Source organism: Spiroplasma litorale, from assembly GCF_001267155.1.
Taxonomy (GTDB): domain Bacteria; phylum Bacillota_I; class Bacilli_A; order Mycoplasmatales; family Mycoplasmataceae; genus Spiroplasma_A; species Spiroplasma_A litorale.
On sequence record NZ_CP012357.1, the window covers coordinates 718,070 to 736,744 of the forward strand.

Annotated in this window: 14 protein-coding genes; 1 reads left to right on the forward strand and 13 read right to left on the reverse strand. The window is 24.0% G+C overall.

Annotated features, from left to right (window positions below; translation table 4 throughout):
* Positions 1-39 precede the first annotated feature (39 nt).
* The 6 genes from SLITO_RS03400 to SLITO_RS03425 all read right to left on the reverse strand — a co-directional run bounded on the left by SLITO_RS03400 (position 40) and on the right by SLITO_RS03425 (position 6,636).
* Positions 40-909 carry a hypothetical protein gene (locus tag SLITO_RS03400; protein ID WP_075058379.1) on the reverse strand — a complete coding sequence of 290 codons (870 nt, stop codon included), beginning with the start codon at positions 907-909 and terminating at the stop codon, positions 40-42.
* Positions 899-1,597, reverse strand: coding sequence for an ABC transporter ATP-binding protein (locus tag SLITO_RS03405; RefSeq protein ID WP_158500632.1), 699 nt, complete (start codon positions 1,595-1,597; stop codon positions 899-901). Before SLITO_RS03405 ends, SLITO_RS03400 begins: the two co-directional genes overlap by 11 nt.
* A 21-nt stretch (positions 1,598-1,618) precedes the next feature.
* On the reverse strand, positions 1,619-4,138 hold the full coding sequence (locus tag SLITO_RS03410; protein WP_075058381.1) for an endo-beta-N-acetylglucosaminidase: 2,520 nt from the start codon (positions 4,136-4,138) through the stop codon (positions 1,619-1,621).
* 389 nt (positions 4,139-4,527) lie between these two features.
* Positions 4,528-5,571: an alcohol dehydrogenase catalytic domain-containing protein gene (locus SLITO_RS03415; protein ID WP_075058382.1), complete on the reverse strand. Its 1,044-nt coding sequence runs from the start codon at positions 5,569-5,571 to the stop codon at positions 4,528-4,530.
* A 114-nt stretch (positions 5,572-5,685) separates the two neighbouring features.
* Complete coding sequence (locus tag SLITO_RS03420; RefSeq protein ID WP_075058383.1) at positions 5,686-6,012, reverse strand: hypothetical protein; 327 nt, start codon at positions 6,010-6,012, stop codon at positions 5,686-5,688.
* 276 nt (positions 6,013-6,288) lie between these two features.
* Positions 6,289-6,636, reverse strand: a complete 348-nt coding sequence (locus tag SLITO_RS03425; RefSeq protein ID WP_075058384.1) for a hypothetical protein — start codon at positions 6,634-6,636, stop codon at positions 6,289-6,291.
* 334 nt (positions 6,637-6,970) lie between these two features.
* Here SLITO_RS03425 and SLITO_RS03430 point away from each other — a divergent pair, with 334 nt between their 5' ends.
* Positions 6,971-8,245 carry a hypothetical protein gene (locus tag SLITO_RS03430; protein WP_075058385.1) on the forward strand — a complete coding sequence of 425 codons (1,275 nt, stop codon included), beginning with the start codon at positions 6,971-6,973 and terminating at the stop codon, positions 8,243-8,245.
* 74 nt (positions 8,246-8,319) lie between these two features.
* Here the strand turns inward: SLITO_RS03430 and SLITO_RS03435 are convergent, their stop codons facing one another.
* The 7 genes from SLITO_RS03435 to SLITO_RS03465 form a co-directional block, all read right to left on the reverse strand.
* Positions 8,320-9,840 carry a glycoside hydrolase family 32 protein gene (locus SLITO_RS03435; protein ID WP_075058386.1) on the reverse strand — a complete coding sequence of 507 codons (1,521 nt, stop codon included), beginning with the start codon at positions 9,838-9,840 and terminating at the stop codon, positions 8,320-8,322.
* Positions 9,841-9,851: 11 nt separating this feature from the next.
* Positions 9,852-10,547, reverse strand: a complete 696-nt coding sequence (locus SLITO_RS03440) for a GntR family transcriptional regulator (RefSeq protein WP_075058387.1) — start codon at positions 10,545-10,547, stop codon at positions 9,852-9,854.
* 140 nt (positions 10,548-10,687) lie between these two features.
* Positions 10,688-11,767, reverse strand: a complete 1,080-nt coding sequence (locus SLITO_RS03445) for an ABC transporter ATP-binding protein (RefSeq protein ID WP_075058388.1) — start codon at positions 11,765-11,767, stop codon at positions 10,688-10,690.
* 4 nt (positions 11,768-11,771) lie between these two features.
* On the reverse strand, positions 11,772-14,177 hold the full coding sequence (locus tag SLITO_RS05860; protein WP_083433366.1) for a sugar ABC transporter permease: 2,406 nt from the start codon (positions 14,175-14,177) through the stop codon (positions 11,772-11,774).
* Between the two features lie 12 nt (positions 14,178-14,189).
* A complete protein-coding gene (locus SLITO_RS03455; protein WP_075058389.1) occupies positions 14,190-16,427 on the reverse strand; it encodes a carbohydrate ABC transporter permease in 2,238 nt (745 codons plus the stop codon).
* A 19-nt stretch (positions 16,428-16,446) separates the two neighbouring features.
* Complete coding sequence (locus SLITO_RS03460) at positions 16,447-16,965, reverse strand: hypothetical protein (RefSeq protein ID WP_075058390.1); 519 nt, start codon at positions 16,963-16,965, stop codon at positions 16,447-16,449.
* 2 nt (positions 16,966-16,967) lie between these two features.
* Positions 16,968-18,620: a hypothetical protein gene (locus SLITO_RS03465; protein ID WP_075058391.1), complete on the reverse strand. Its 1,653-nt coding sequence runs from the start codon at positions 18,618-18,620 to the stop codon at positions 16,968-16,970.
* Between the last annotated feature and the right edge of the window lie 55 nt (positions 18,621-18,675).

Consider the following 18,675-nt stretch of genomic DNA (forward strand, 5'->3'; position numbering starts at 1 on the left):
AAAAAAGTTTATTTATTAATTGCAAATATAAATTAAGTTTTATCTTTTGTTATTTCATCTAAAACTAAAGTATCCTCCAGTAATTAATAATGTTGAGTAAAAGAAAGCTGTTAAACAAGGAATTCATAATTGAAAACCAAAACTTATCATTTTACCTTCTCTTTCTGGATTCTCAAATGCTCATTTAACTTGTTCAGATGATGCTGCAATTATACCTACTCATACACTATGTTTATGAGGAACAAAGTAGCTCATAATTGTTAAAGGTTTAGATACGGACATTAAATCTAACGGTAATAAACAATCAGAAAATACTATACTAAACAAAACTATAATTAATGTTATTGTTTGTGATAAGGCAATACTATTAATTAAACCACTTATTATAACTCCAATCGAAATTGAAATACTTATATTTAAACTTAATGAATATATTATACCAATTCAATCTTTAAATTCTCATAGACCAATTATTTCAAAAAACGATCCATTAGTTGCATTAAAATATATTAAAGATATAATAGACATTACAATTAGTGACATTAAAAAAGAAACTATTCCAATTATAAAATTGAAAACATATAATGAAACAAAAAAGTTTAACCTGGATACCCCAGCACTATGTATCCTTTTTAAAAATACCGAGTTTTTTCATTCCGAAACTGTAGTATTTACTAAAAATATAATTGCAAATGTTGGTAAAATCATATACAAAAATAGTCTTGGTGGTTTAAACACACCACTTGTTGCATTTGTATATCATACATAAATCATTAAAAAAGCTAATGGTATAAAAAATACATAAACATATGTTCTAAAGTTTTTTAAAATAGATAAAGAAATAATTATAAAGTTATTTTTAAAATTATTGAACATAGGTTTGAATTTAAATAATTCTTTATTTTTCATATAACTCACCTTTATAATATTTAATTAGCATATCTCTTACAGATTTATATTTTTTTCTAACTTCAACAATTTGCATATCTATAAATATTTTGCCACCATCAATAATCATGACTCTATCACATAAATTTTCAACCTCTTCAGGTATGTGAGAAATTATTAAAAGAGTTTTCTTTTCTTTCTTTAAGTTTTGAAAAAAATCAGCAAGACGTAGTTGCATTTTTAAATCAAGACCAGTTATCATTTCATCTAAGAAAATATGACTTGGATCATTTAAAATCGCAAGTAAAGTATTAAGTCTTTGTTTTTGACCACCACTTAATAAATTTAAGTCTTTGCTTAATATTGAATCAAGTTCAAATATTTTTATAAGTTCAATTGTTTTTTCATCAAATTTATTTGACCATTTTTTCTTGAAATATTTAATTAATAATTTTGATGACATTCCTTTGGGTCAAAACCCTTCTTGAAATTGTATACCAACATTTTTATAAACATCGGTTTTACCATTTAGTAATACTTGACCGGAAGTAGGTTTAATTTGTCCAACAATAATTTCCATCAATGTTGTTTTTCCGGCACCATTTGACCCAAGTATACCTACAGCTTCTCCATCATTAACAGTAAAATTTATATTATCTAAGATTATATTTTTGCCATACTTTTTGCAGACATTTTTAACTTCTAACAACTTTATTCCAGCTTTCTATATTTATAAATCAATACTAAATCATTTAACATTTGAATTTAAATTATTTACTAGTTTTATATATAATTTTGGACAATTTCAATCTATATTTTTTATATAGTAATCATTTTTATTTCCTTCTGCAATTCTTAATATTTTATTTGAGTAATCACCATATATTTCATAATATGAATATAAGTCTGAATCTTTTAATAAATTATCAAAATTTAATCGGTAATTTCTTAAACCACTATCTCTGCTTATATCTAATTCTGATGTTACTTTATCAAAATTGTACGTGCTATTAGCAACTTGTGAGTCGCTATTCAATACTTTCATTTCACCAACTTTAACTGTACCTTTACCACCCTTAAAGTTAATTCCTAATTTTGATATAGGAGCGCCACTATTTACTTCACCAGTTATTCTTGTTCAATCATTTTCTAATTTTTTTGTAGTAGTTTTTGTTGCTTCTAATGATTTTTCATTATCTTTAGTTGTATCATAAATTACTTTAATTGATTCTGGATCTAAATCACCAGTTGTTTTAACCACAAATTCTACTTTTTTATTTTTATTTGCAGAGTAGTTTGAACCCATTATTCATCAATCATAGTTAGTGCTTGATTCTAGATCAAAGTCTTGAATTTCACCTTTATCATTAAAACCACTTCCTAAACTAATTGAATTACCTTTTAAATAAGGATTATAGTAGTCATAGTATCCAGAAACTTTATCTGAACTTTGTAATTTTTGATCTGTTGAACTTGCAATTCTTCATTTGTATGTTGGTTGAACATCCCCAATATTTGAATTTGATCATGGATAGTTATCAACACTAGTTATTTTTCCATCATCATTAATTGAGTTAAACATTTTACCATTTCCAGTTGAGAAATTAGTAAAGAAAACATTATTGTTATCATTTAAAACAGTATTTTCTTGAATGATATGTCCCATACCATAACTATATTTTTCTAGTTTTTTATTATCACTTGTGTAAGTAATTACACCTTTATCTTTTTCATCAAGGACTCTGTTATGTCCAGTATAAAGCATATCATCATACATTGCAGCTGAAACAAGTTTATATATGTCTCTTTCAACTTCAGTTACATTTTTTAATTGATCTCCTAAACTATTTGCAACATCATATCCATCTTGTGAAGCAAACATCGCAACAGAATTACTAATTGCATTTTCACCTAATGAAGAATTATCATAACTATATTTAACAATTGGTTTACCGTCACTTCCTTTTTCAGTTTCATCTTTATTACTGTATTTATAAGCAAGTTGTTTTGTATCATATCTTCCTATTCTATCCTTGTTATAATAAATTTCTTCATTAACTCATCCACCAACATTGTACATATTAAATACTTTTCGTGCTGCTTCTTTATTGTTATTTGTAAATCTTTCAGAACTATTAAAATTTTGACCAAAATCTGATAAGAAATAATCTGAATTATTATAAAGTTCGACAGACTCGTCACTAGTTTGTTTGTTGCTATCATCCATACCAAGTGAACCATTATTTTTATATGAAAATAATGTTAAGTTTTTTATATACGAATCATTTGAATTTTTAACTTTATTATTTCATTGTTTCATAATTTCAATAATTTTTTTATAACTAATAATTGAACCATCTGGAGAGTATCCATTTGGTTCATTATTTCAAAACCATCCATCAAATTGATATTGTTTTGCTAAATCTATTAGCTTATCAACTATTAAATAATTACCTGAACTATCTTGTTTTATGAAATCTCTAAGCATTTCAACTTTTAAACCATGATAACCATCCAAAAAAATGTTACCCAAAATCTTTGTACCATTCATATGAGCTTTTTGTACTTCATTTGATGCTGGAGGTAAAAGAATTCCTTCATCAGCCGCTCCACCTCATGATACTGTTATATCATTGTATTGATAGTTATTTATTCCTCTTGCATAAGCTCTATTATTACCAACTATTGTATTTGCAAGTGAAGTTGACTCAATAACAGTTGACATATTCATTTCTTGAATATTTTTATCTTGACTACTAATTCATTTTTTAGCAGTTTTAGTTGTTTTTTGAAGTGGTATTCTAGATACATTATATTTAGCGTCACGATCTGAATCATAACTTCAATCTAAAATACTGTTACTTTCATCAAATATATCACTCTTAGGAACAACTTGTAAGTCTTTTTTGAAATTACCATTTGGCATAAAGTGCGAGTTTAAAGGCACTCCTGTTGGAGATTGTTTTTTTACATCATTTGCAGTTTTAAAACTTGTATTAAAACTTGAATAATCAATATAATTTTTAGAGTTTTCTTTAGCCAAAGAAATATTTTTTTCAACATTGGTAGGTATATTTTGTTTAGTCGTATTTTGATAACCTTCAAAATAAGGTTCTTCTTTTTTTCAACTATAATCTTCTAACTCAGATAAATCTGTACCATAAATAGTTTTATCACCACACGAAACTACCGCGGTCAATATAGGTGTTACTAAAAAAGTTACATTAAGTAACATAATTAATTTTTTCATTTTTATTCCCCTTTGTATTACTTTTTAAAAAATATTTAAAAAGATATATACAATTTGATTTTAACCAAAAAAAAAAAAAAAAGCAAATGACACAAGCGAGGGGTCGTAGGAAATTTTAGACTTAATGCAATTTTGTTAAAATTTATAAATTAAAAAAATTAACTTTCTTTAAAAATCTAATAAAGATTTTTAAAGAAATAAGGAACTTAATAATGCTGATTATTAAAAAAATAGTTTTTTTATCTATTAATATTTATTTATCTAAACATTTATTTAATAATCTAGGAAAATAAATCCTTAGATTATGAAAAACCGAATAGTACAATAGTATTATTCGGCTTTTCATATATTTATGTAATATTTAAATTTATAAATTTTATTAATAAAAATTAAAATTTTATAAGTACTTTTAAAGCCTTATTTTCTTTTGCATTCTTAAATACATCAAAAGCTTTTTCGATTTCACTAAAATTAAATCTATGAGAAATTAATTTATCAATTGGAATTTTATAATCATTTATATTTTTTATTAAATCTAATGATGAATACGCATTTACAAGTCCTGTAGTAAGTTTTATGTTTTTTATTCATAAATCTTGTAAATTAAACTCTACTGATTCACCAAAAACGCCAACAATAGCTATATTTCCAGCTATTGATACTATTTTTTGAGCTAAATCGAAAGTAAATTTAGTTCCGATTGCTTCAATTACAACATTTGATCCTTCATTATTGGTTAACTTCATTACTTGTTTTATTGCTTCATCACCTGTTGCACAAATTATATCTGTTGCTCCATTATTTTTTGCAAAATCTAATCTAGATTGATCTAAATCAATCATAATTATTTTTTTAGGGTTTTTTTGCTTAGCTGACATTAGTCCTGCTAATCCGATTGGACCAGCACCAATTATTGTAACAACACTATCTTCTTTAACTTCTCCATTTAAAACACCAATTTCATATGATGTTGGAAATATATCACTAATTAAAACTAGATTTTCAAAACCAGGTTTACTTGGATCTAATTTGTGTAATGAATTAGTGGCATGTGGAACTCTTATATATTCTGAGTGTGTTCCATCAATTAAATGCCCAAATATTCAACCCCCATCTTCACAATGAGATTGATAATTATTTTTACAATATTTACAAGTTCCACAACTTGTAATACAAGAGATAATTACAACGTCACCAACTTTATGATTTGATACTTCACTACCTAATTGTTCAATTACACCAATACCTTCATGACCTAATACACAATTATCAGGAACTTCAGGTACATCTCCTTTAAGAATATGTAAATCTGTACCACAAATTGTTGTATACATCATTTTTACAATGGCATCTGTTTCTTTTTTTATAGTTGGTTTTTCAACTTCTTTTACTACATATTTTAAACTATTTTTTTCAAAGCATGCTGCTTTCATATTATCACCCTTAAATATAATAACATTACAAAAAGTGTTTTAATGAATAATATGGAATTATTTTTATTTATATTATATATTTAAGAAATATTTTTATTTATTTTAATAATTAATTTAGTTTTTTATAAAATTATAATTTAGTTGTATAAAGTTAGAATATGGTGAATCAGGGTTATATGTTGAAACAAACTTTGGTCCTATATAGTTTTCTTCATCAAAATAATCTAATTTAACATTATTTTCAGTTAATTGATATTTTTTTGTTTCTTCTTTATTATTTCACTTATCTAAAACATCTTTTAGTGTTTCATGTTCTTCAGAACCATTTATATCTCCTAAATCAATAAACGCCCCATCATTTATATCTTGAAATAGATTTATTCTTTGACATTCAATATGAACTATCTTTTCAAGACCTGCATATTTTAATAATAGAGACACTTGGAAATGGAATTTTTCAATTTCTCCATTGCTTTTTGCTATGTATTTATTTAATTTATATTTAATTTTAAATAAACCCTCTATTTTGTCATCTTTAATTGGTTCTAAAACTTCTAGACATTTTGAATCTTTTTCTTCGTTAGGTATTAAAACCTCGAGTTTTTTATCGCTTTCAAAATTGTTAATTTTAATACTGAATGTCTTTTCTTCAAAAACTTTTATATATAAATCAATATCATCAATTGAAAAACTTGGTTTAATTTTTTCATATGTATATTATAAAACAACACTACCTTTAACCTTTGAAGAGTTTGGTAATGCCTCAATTTTAGCTTGATTTAAAGTTGGATTATCTGAAAATTTTACATCATTAATTGAAAAAGAATCATCTTTATTCATTTCAATAATTTTTGATATTATATCTTTTAAGGTTTGTAAATCACTATTACTTTTTATTTCCTTCAAATCTTTTTCTCTGATTGAAGATAAATCTCTTTTTTGATCTTCAATGTTTGGTGTTGTTGTCTCTGTTGACTGGTTATTGTTATTCTCACAAGATAGCACATTACTAGGAACAATTCCAATACATAAAATCGCATTTAAACATAGTATTAGTTTTTTCATTTTATTTCCTCCTTTATAAATTGTGTTTTAATAATTATTTAATAAAAAAAATTACAATAAATATATATTTTTAATTTATATTATAAAATATAACGCAAAAGAAAAGTATTCATTGAAAATACATTTATTAATATTTCAATATAATTACTAATAATTTAATACAACAATATTTTATATTTTCAATTATGTTAATAATGAAAAATAATTATCTACATATATAACTCATGCAAATAAAATAAAAAAACTCCAACTTATTTAAAATAGACAACCCTAAAGAGACCAAATTATTTAAAATTTTTTTAAATAATTGTTTCTACAGAAAGGGTGTTTTTTTATGCCAAAAATAATAGACAAAAAGATAAAATTATTAGCAATTAAGAAATTTCTTGCTGGTGAAAAAGCTTCTAAAATTGCCGAAGAATTAAATTTAAAAAGTGGGCAACCACAAATAAAACAATGAGTAAAAAGATATAATATTAGTGAACTAGAAAGCGAATTAGATTATTCGCCTTGTGAGGTTAATATTTATATGAAAAAAGACATTGAAAACAAGATTCTTAAAGAAGAAAATAAAAAGTTGGAAAAAGAATTAAGTAAACTTAAAAAAGAAAAACTAAAATATAAGGCTAAAATAAATTTTTTGGAAAAGCGCATGCCTTCTTGCATGAATTTATCGAATACTCAAATGAAGATAGAAACAAGTAAGAAGGTTTGAAAAAATAACGCCTATAACATAATTTATTTTGATGATTCTACTGAATTAAACATAAAAGATAAATGCAAAGCTTTATTTGTTAATTTTGCTAACTATGCAAAATGAAAAAATAAAAATCAAAAAGAACTATCTGAAAATAAAAAAGTAGAATTAAAAAGAAAATATAATGATAAAGCGATAGACTTAATAAACAAGTTTTCAAAAAAGAATGGATCTTCTGGTTCATGAAATGTAAGTTCTTGAATTAGAGATGTTTTTAATATTAATGTTAGTTACAAAATAATAAATAAATTAAGAAAAAATAAGTTAGTTGATCTAGTTAAAATTAAAAGAGATTCTAAAAGAACCACTCACCAAAGAGGAAACTTTGTACCAGACTTAATTAAAAAAGATTTTAGCACACAATATAACTTTCAAAAAATTGGAATGGATGGTTCTTACTTAGACCTTATAATTAAAGGAAAAAAAGTTAAAATATTAGGAGAGTTTGCCTACAATTGATATAACAGGGAAATGATTGCTTATAATTTTGATTTAACTGAAAATTCAGAAATTGTTAAAAAAACTATTTGTGAAGTAATAGAAGTTATTAATAAACATAAGGTTAGCCATTCAATAATTCAAACTGATAGAGGAACCGCAAATACATCTTATGCTGTTAAAAATGTTATTGATTTATATCCGAATGTTGTTTTATTAATGTCTGAGTCAGGATTTAAACATAATGCACCAACAGAATCTTTGAATGGTTGATATAAAGAATGTTTTTTTGCACAATACGATAATGAATTTAAAAATTTTCAAGAATTCAAATTATTATTCGATCAATTTATAATTAAAAGAAATAACTTGCAAAATTACTTATATAATAAAAAAAGAAACCAAATATTATAAAATATTTCTGGTCTCTTTAGGGTTGTATATTCTTTTCTAGAAGGAGTTATTTTTTAAAAATTAATTTTTCAATTTTAAATAATATCTATATATTTATATTCATAATTTAAAATTAATTCATTTTTTGTTTTTATTAAAATTTTTTCTGATGATGTGTATTTTGGAAATTTGATTGATGAGTAAACTTTATTACTTGGAAGAATTACTTCTATAGTAGTTCTGTCGATAATAAATTCAATATCTATATTGTTTTTAATCACTTCATCTAAATACACTTCTCTTTTTTTTGAAAAAGTTTCATTATTAGTAAATATACTATTAAATCTAGTAATAATAATTACGCTATTAAAAATATCAATTAATAAATTAAATGAATATTCATTGCCAATTATTGAAATTTCAACTGTGTTTTCTATATTATTAAGTAACTCAATATTTATCTTTAAATTAAAACTATCTCCTTCAATATTTGTAATTTCCAATTTATCATTATTAGAATTTAGTTTACCTTTATTTATTTTTTTATAATATTTTTCAGGTATATAAAACATACTTTCTAAAGTATATTCATTATATTTTTTAAATAGATTTAGTTTTCTAACTAATGACATGTTGCCTACCTTACCTTGATTTGGTACTGAGGTTGCATAATTCCAATTACTCATTCAACCGGATATAAATAAACTATTTTTATTATTTTTTCATGTTGCAGCACCATAAAAATCAGGTCCAAAATCAACTCTTTTCGGATTTTGCTCGGGTATAAAAATTTTATTTTCTATATGTCCAACAGAATAATAAGTACCAGTTGTTAATCTATCATCACCTTCATTACCACCATAAATCAAAACTCATTTCTCATCGCTTGCAGAATTAGTTACATTAATTTTAAATAAATTTGGACATTCTAACGTAGGATATGGCATTTTTAAATAACCAATATTTTCAAAGTTACCTAAGGGGTTTTTAGATGCGTAAATTCCAAACCTATCGTTTTCTGCCAAGTATATAATATAATCATCTTTCATTTTTAATATTTGAGGATCTCTAAAATCTTTTTTTCCATTATTTAATTGTATTGGATAATCAACTATAGGATTAAACTTGTACCCGTTGTCAATTGAATAATAAACCATTGTATTTTGACCTTTATCACTATATGCAGTAGCATATGCAATTATTGCATTTGATCCAAATCCAAAATCATTATCAAAATCTTCATATATACTTCCTGTGGCTACATCACCTCATTCTGTTATATATTTTTCAATCGCAACACCCTCATATTTTCAGTTAATAAAATCAATTGTTGTAACGTGATATCAAGATGTACCATTTCCACCTAAGTTTATCCCATTACTCATTAATTTTGCATCTTTATTGTATAAAAAATATAAGTGTCACTTTCCTTCTCGAAAGAATGCTCCTTGTATATCATTCATCATACCAAAGTCTGGCATTTGTAAATGAAATTTGTTTTTATATTTATCCACATAAACCTCTGAACTATTTTTAAAATTATAAATAAAGCTAATTAGACCGCTTCCACAAATAATTAAAATTAATGACGTTAAAATTTTAATTATATTTTTCATTAACTACCTCATTATAGTCATCTAACTACATATTCGTTTAAAGTACTGCTATCAGATCACTGCATTGATATTTCAACTATTTGATTATCCCAATAATTAACAATATGTTTTTTTATGCAAAAATCTTTATCCTTATCAAATAAATCAATGTCTAATATATTTACTGTAGATATGTTAAATACATTTTTTGTTATTACTACATTTTTTAATCTAAAAAAATTATTTAAAGAAATTTTAATTTCATCATAGTCAATTTCTCCTACAATTTTTTTATTTATATATATAATTGATATTTTTTCAACTTTATTTTCTTTTTTTACAATTTTTTTAAAACATGAAAAATCTTGAAAATTAATGACTCTATTGGATATATTTAATTTAGTTAAGATTTCTAAAATTTCATTTGCATCAAATTTATGTATTAATATTTCACTATTATAGGTTTTATCATAAGTTTTTTTATTTTCTGTCAAAGCTTTAATGGCAAATATATTAACTGAATCTCTTACAAAATAACCCGACCCTTTATGGGATTCTATTAACTCTCTATTAATAAAATATGACATTACTTCTCTAACTGATGATCTAGTAATTTTAAATTTTGTTGCTAAAAAATATTCTGAAGGTAATTTATAATTTTTTATATGAATATTTTCTCTAATTAATTTACGTATATAATCAATTACTTCATTTCTTTCATTTCCCATATTAGTGCCATTCTAAATTATTGGTTATCAACAATTATTAAGTATTATTTATATAAATTTAAGTAGATTTAATGTTTTTTTAACATTAATTAATAAACATATATATTTATTATATTTAAAATTTATAAATATTTTTTGATTTAATCAATTCTTTTCTCGGTGACTGCATCAAATAAATGATATTTATTAATTTTTAAACCGTAATCTTTGCCAAGTTGTTGAATATTTGCAAAATTTTCAATTGTCACAATAAAATTTTTATCTTCTTCATATTCAAATGTTAATTGAGTATTAATACCTAATGATTCTTTATTTCTTAGTTTTAATATAATATCAGGTGTTTTTTCTTCTAGCTTAATGTCCTCTGATCTTATTCCAATTGCAAGATGCTCAATTTGATTATGATTAATATTTTTAATTTGAGAGTCGGATAATTTAAATTTAATTTTGAATTGCTCATTTATAAAGTATCCTTCTTTAAAATCACCCGTAACAATATTAATAGTTGGTGAACCAATAAATTTTGCTGCAAATAAATTTGCGGGTTTATTATATAATTCCTCAGCTTTTCCAACTTGTTGAATTACTTGCTCATTCATTAAAACGATTTTTGTTGCCATAGACATTGCTTCTAGTTGATCATGAGTTACATATATTGTTGTTGTTTCAAGCATATTATGAATTGTAACTAGTTCAGTTCTCATAGTTTCTCTAAGTTTTGCATCTAGGTTACTTAACGGTTCATCCATTAAAAATAGTTTTGGTTTTTTTACAATTGCTCTTCCTAATGCGACACGTTGTTGTTGTCCCCCACTTAACTCTCTTGGTTTTTTAAATAAATATTTTTCAATTTTAAGCATCTTAGCAGCTGCTCTAACCCTATAATTTATAACTTCTTTTTTTTCTCTTTTTAGTTTTAAACCAAATGACATATTTTTATAAACTGTATAGTGTGGGTACAATGCATAACTTTGAAAGACCATTGCAATATCTCTATCTTTTGGTAATAAATTATTTGCTTTTTTACCATCAAATAATAAATCGCCTTTTGTAATGTAATTAAGTCCAGCAATTATTCTTAGTAACGTTGTTTTACCACAACCAGACGGACCTAACAAAACACAAAAGTCTTTATCTTCAATTGCTAAATTTATATTTTCTAAAGTATAAAAGGAATTTCCTTCATACTTTTTAGATATGTTTTTTAATTCTACTTTCATATTTCTATCCTTTCTCTTTATTTCCTGACATTCCATTTGAAATTGTGTTTTGTAGTCCAATAAACAATAACATAAGTGGAACAGCAACTAATAAAGCACCTGCCGCATATGCACCTTGTTGTAACCCGGCTTCACCAGCTGATAATGACGCTAAACCGACAGCTACAGTCATTTGTCTTGTATCTCCAAATAATATACTTGGTCAAAATACATCACCAAATGGTCCAATAAATGATCAAAGAGCAATAATTGATAACATTGGTTTTGCCAAAGGAACAACCATTCTTCAATAAATTTGAAAACTATTACATCCATCAATTTTAGCGGCATCATCAATTTCACGTGAAATATTATCCATATATCCTTTTAATACAAATGCATTACCAGGTAAGGCTCCACCAGTATATATAAGTATTAACATCAAGTTTCCATTGATACCAACACTAGTTTGTAATAATGAATACATTATATAAAAGATAATAAAACTTGAAATAGTTGGTACTGATTGTATTATAAATACCATCATAAGACTTAAATTTTTTCCTCTGAATCTATATCTACTAAATACATAACCAATAATCGAAATTAGTACCACGACAAGTAAGGTTGTTATTATTGCAATTATAACTGTATTGTAAAGTCATGTTCCAAAATATGTTTCATTAAATAGATATCTAAAGTTAGCTAAGGAGAAATCGAAATCAGTTAAGACAAAATATGCAAATCTTCCAGAGTTTTCATATGATGAGTAATAGTTAAAAGCCTGTACAAAAACCTGTGAAATTGGATAAACAATTATTAGAACTCAAATTATTATTAATAAATAACAAAAGAACATACCTATTTTTCCTGAAGTTGTCAAAGGTGGTCTATCTAATAAATACAATTTTGTTTTGTGTTCTGTTAAAAATGTTACTAGATTATTCTCTTTTTTTAAATTATTAACACCTAAATTATCATGAATTTTTTCCAACATATTATTTTGAACAATAACCATATTATCATATGAAAATTTTTCATTAATAAAAGATAAATTTTTTCTTTTATTTTTTTTCAAGCGATCATATTCATACATTTCATTGTTATAAAATCAATATGTCAAAACATCACACATAAGTTCTTTATCAATAGTTATAATTTTATCTAAAAAACTTACAATTCTTTTAGATTTTTCAAGGTAAGATAATTTAATATTATCAGTACATTTTATTGAAAATACTTCTTTTAATTCATTATCGTTTAAACCAAATTTTATAAGTTTAAATTTTAATATATTTTCTATTATAGTTTTGCTTTTAAGTAACGTATTATTATGTGAATCATTTTTGTAATCAAAAGATAAATATAGTGCCAAAAACTTTATAAATATTACAATGTCATAATATTTTTTATACGGAATATTTTTGATTTTAAATAAATATTCAAATACATTTGTTAATCTATCACTTTTATCATATTTTTTGTAAGAAAATATTAGGGAATTTATATCGCTTCTATTAATATTATTTAAATCTTTATATTTGTCTGCTCCAATAAATTTAGAATATTTTTTTAAATAAGTTATTTCACTATGAATTGATTTCAATATTTTTTGAGATGTACAACCATGCATTTTAGCTTGTCTTGAAGCTTTTAATTTTAATAATTGTTTTTGAACAACATCTCCAAAAGTTTTTTTATGATTATTTGTTTGAATACTAATAAATATTTTTAAAATATTATTTTTTAAATTGCTGTCTAGTTGAAGGTTAGAAACATCATTTATAATATTTCTTAGTTGATCTTCTAAACTATTTCTTAAAAAATTTTCATTTAAATTAAGAGATTGAACCATTGTTTCTTCAATCAGAGTTTTTATTTCAGCTTTTATTTCATAACTAAAAATAAACATCTTGAATAATTTATCTTTTAAATAAAGTTGTAAATCATTTGTAAAATACTTAGATATTGTTTCATATATTTTATATATATATTTTTTATTAAAATATTTTTTTAAACCAACTTTTAAAATATTATCAACAATTTCATTAATTTTATACTGATCATCATCTGATATATTTAAATCGTATTTAAAGTTTCACATTTCATAATCAATGTCATCATTAAACTTTAAATAAACATTTTCATACAATTCTATAATAAATTTTTTTCAATTTTTATTATAATCTTCTTCACTAGCTGTAAGTTTATAAACGTCTAATATTGAAAATAAAATTTGATTGTTTTTAATAATACTTTTATATAATAAATTATTTTTTTTATTTAATTTATTTAATAAGAATGTCTCTAGGTATTTATATTCTTTACTAAAACTATTTTTTTTATAAACATAACACTTATCTAGAAGGAGCTCATCAAATACATAACTTTTTAAATTAATATTATTTATTTCCATTACTTTATTATTCATTTTTTCCTCCTTCTATTTATTTTTAAAAACTTTCATTCTTCTTAATGAAATTGCATTTAATGCAACCACTATTGATGAAGAAATTAATAACATTGCAGCTGAGATACCATAATTATAAAAACTAGCTGTTGTTGATAATTTATATATAAATGATATAAATATATCTACAACTCCTGGGTTTCCTTTTAATGGAATACCTGCGGCATCAGTTGCAATAACATTTGCATTATAAAGTGCAATCATATTAAAGTTACCAAAGTTAGCTATAAATGTTGCAAGTAACATGGGTGCGATTTGTGTCGCGATTATTGGGATTACAATTTTTATATTAAATCCAGCTCTTGAAGTTCCATCAACAATTGATGCTTCTTCTAAATCTTTTGATATTGTTTGTCTTATTCCTGTTACTAATAAAAAGAAATTAGATTGCGCAAGTCAAGCTTGAATAAATATTATTGCTGTCCTTGCCTCAGACTCTTTAGTCCTTCAACCTGAAACACCTAAATATTTTTGAGTAAAATCATTAACTTGTTTAGATCCTAATAGAATACTAAATACAAGTATTGTTATAAAAGAAGGTATGGCTCAAGGTAACATCATAACTAATCTTAGCAACGGTTTACACATTACTCTTTTATTATTCATTAAGAATGATGCGGCTCACCCTGCAATAATTCCTCCAACAGAAGCTAAAATTGTTCAAATTAAAGTTCATTGTAATACATAAGCAAATGAATTTTTATATTCTCCTGCAAATAATGTTGTAAAGTTTTCAAATCCCACTCAAGATATATACTGATTTAGTTTAGCAGGGTCGTTACCTTTTCCATAATTTGTGAAAGCAATTAATACAGTTGCAAATATTGGCACTAATGATAAAAATATTATTGATAATATAGCTGGTAAACTTACAATATAGGGTACTCCTTGACTTGATAAAAAATTTCTAGTCTGACTATTGTTGTGTGGTCTTGCACCCATATTTATTTGTTTATTTACAATTATCGAATCATATATATTACATATCCAATAACCTAAAACAAATGTTAAAAATACTATTGATAATACACCTTCTACTAAATAGTATCTTCCATCAGTATCTGGTCCTGGTGTACTTTTACCAAAATCACCTAAACCAAAAATACCATTACCTCCTATATTTATTATTCCTAAACTGTAAATTAAGAATATTATATTTAAAGGTAGCAATAATAAATATATAATCGCTTTTAAATTTTGTTTATGTATAAATTGCGACGCTCCTGGAATAAGCATAAATAATGTTGCTAACCAAATTGTTCTGCTTTTATTTTCTATTGGTATTTCATTATTTATTCTTTGCATACCATGTGCTCTATTTAATTTATTTTTTTTAATCTCTGAAATGTATGTAAATTTTTCAGATCTATAATCATCATAATTTTTTTTATAAATTTTAATCTTTGTAAATAAATTTATTTTTTCTGTAGCATTAGTTTTAAATATTTGTTTTCTAAAATTTTTTATGTTATTTAAATGCGACTCTTTAATATTATTTATTTCATTATAATATTCTATGTCGACAATACATTTTTTATATTTATATTCATAATCATAATTAAAATCTTTATAGTTTTCATAATGACTTTTAATTTTGTTTAATTTTTCTAACTTATCATCATTTTTAATGCTTATTATTAAATTTTTATATTCTTTTTTTTGTAACAATAGATTATTTTGTATAGTTTCAGATGAATATTTAACTTTTTTTGAGTACATAATATCGCCGTCATTATTTAATAAAATGTCAAACTTCTTAACAATTTTTAGGGCCGATCTATGTGCCAAACTTAAGAAAAGAATGTTAATTTTTTTAATGTATTTATTTTTTAAAGAATACCATCTTAAAGTTCAATAATGTTCTTTTTTTTCAATGTATTCTAATTCTTTTTCATTATTAAATGTATCAGCTTTTATATTTTTAAGTTCACTTTTTTTATAAAAAAATCTTCGTATAAATTGTTCATCTTTATTTTCTAAATAAGAATTTATTTTTTTAGAAGAAAATAAATTCTTATTATTTACATCGCCATTGTTTATAAATTGCATTTGTTTAACATTCACAAGAAAGGTTAAATCATTTTTTATTGTAGACTTTAGTTCCAAATATATTTTTTTAGCATAATCATTATTTTTTTTAGAGCTTTCTAATTGTGTTAGCTGCTTTTCTTTATTTAAAAAATCTATTTGGGAGTTGATAAAACTATTCATTTATAAAACTCCTTTCTATTTATATACTTTTTTTATCTATTTTATTAGTTTGTTTTTTAAACATTGCTTTATTAAGTACATACTCTTTATAAACAAAATACATTACTACACAAAAAGCTAAAAATATAATTAATGGGAAAATACTGGTAGCTTTAATACCTTTATCAAAAATTATTGGTGCAAATGCGTATCCTCAAAATATAATTACTCAGAATATAATAAATATTAATCCAACTCTAACTTTTTCTCTGCTAGATAATAAAGAATATAAAACAAATATAAGAATAAAAGCATAAAATGAAATAAATTGAACTATCCATGAAACAAATAATTTATTTTGCATCTCTTTGACTTTTGTTTCATTAAACTCTCCTTCAATACTTTGTTTTGCAATGCTATAAGAATTAATATTTTGATACATAAATACTATTGTTGTGTAAAATACATAAATCAATGAAATAATTATTAATGATATAAAAAGTTTTTTATTCAAAAATATTTTTTTTGAATGTATATTTTTTTTATTTGTGTTTAACATTATTAACCAAATACATATAATTCTTTAAAGTGTTTTCATTGATTTATAAAATAATAAGTTAACGGATTTAACTTAAAGCTTTTTCCGTTTGCATCAGTAGCATTTAAATCTAAGTTAGGTTTTTGAGGTGAAGCTTGATAGTTATGTCATAGTCTTACTGAGTCATGATATGTATCTCAATATATATCAATTAAAGTCTCATCTGAACTAAAAGTAATTGATTTGTCAATACCTGTTGCTCCATAATCTTGATAATCTGAATACACTCTTTCCATTCCTTCTAAAAGAACATTTGATAGTATTGTATTTTCTTCTTCTAAGTATTTTTGAGCTTCTATTTTGTTTTTTTCGTAAGGTGAATATCTTCCTAATAATTTTACTCACTGCGCTGAATATCTAGGTTGTGTTAACTCTCTAATAATCATTGCTGCTGCATCTTTTTTTGTCATCTCTTCACCATTATTTGTAGTTTCTGAAATTTTATCTATAGTTGTTTTAATGCCCATTCCAGATCCAATTTGAAAGCCGCTTAGTTTTGCAAGTTCTTGTTTAGATTCTTCTCCCCCAACTTTAACTCTAATATCTCCTAAACTAAGAGCTTTTAGGGGTGCTCCTTTATTCTTATCAGCTTGTGTTAAATAGGCTGTATATGCTGGTATTGAAACAGGTTGCAATATGCTCATACTAGTTTGTCCAATTTGAATTAATTCAATTTGTTTTGCAAATGATGTTGCAATATCGGTTAATGATTCATTTAAATCATTTCCTGTTGATAATGATCAATTAATTATTTGTTGAGCTACATCATTTAAATCTCTTATACAGTTCTTGTTTTCAAATATAGAATCATAATCAGATTTGTCTCTCGAATCTTCGGTTTGACTTTTATTTCAAATTACAGATGCTTTATTATTTAATGCCGCTTTTTTAATCTCTTCTTCATGTCTATTAACAATTATGTTCAAAAAAGGTGCTCCTGTTTCATAACTATTCATAATTTTTGTTGAAACAATCGGTTGTCCGGAACTGTTTTCAGAAGTATTAAGTTTTGTTATACCATCAATTGTTAAATCATATTTTTTTCCATTGTATAACATATATCCTTCGTCCGTATTAATAGTTAAATCTCTTGCGTTATATACTCATAAAATATTTTCAATTGATGCTGGAACATTATAGTAAATTCCATTTCTGTTATAACTTTTCCAACTTGTATTACCGTCAATTAATTTATCATTTGTAGAATCATATTTAATTTGGTATACATCTTGATCTTCTTTATTTGTTGCATAATATTTTTTTATTACATCATTTAACTCTAATATATTTCCTTGTTGGATTTGAGTATTATATTGATCAGATTTTATTGAAAAGACATCAGGAATGCTTCTTTCTCTTATTCCTTTTTTATTAATATTTCCAATGTTATCTCCAAGAGGTATAATAGTTTTTTCAGCTCTGAAACTAACTCCTAGTTCTTCAAATTTTCTATTAACTTCGTTTATAGCTTCGGTATAAGGACCTTCTATTTCATAATCAGTTTGAACTTTAATAATTGGTGTTTTACCAAAACTACACGAAACACTAGTAGCAGTAATGATAATTAATCCTGTACCATAAGAAAATGATAGTAGTAATTTTAATAGTTTCTTCATAGAATAATCTCCTTTCACTAAAATTTTAATATATTTTCCAAAATTATATTATTTA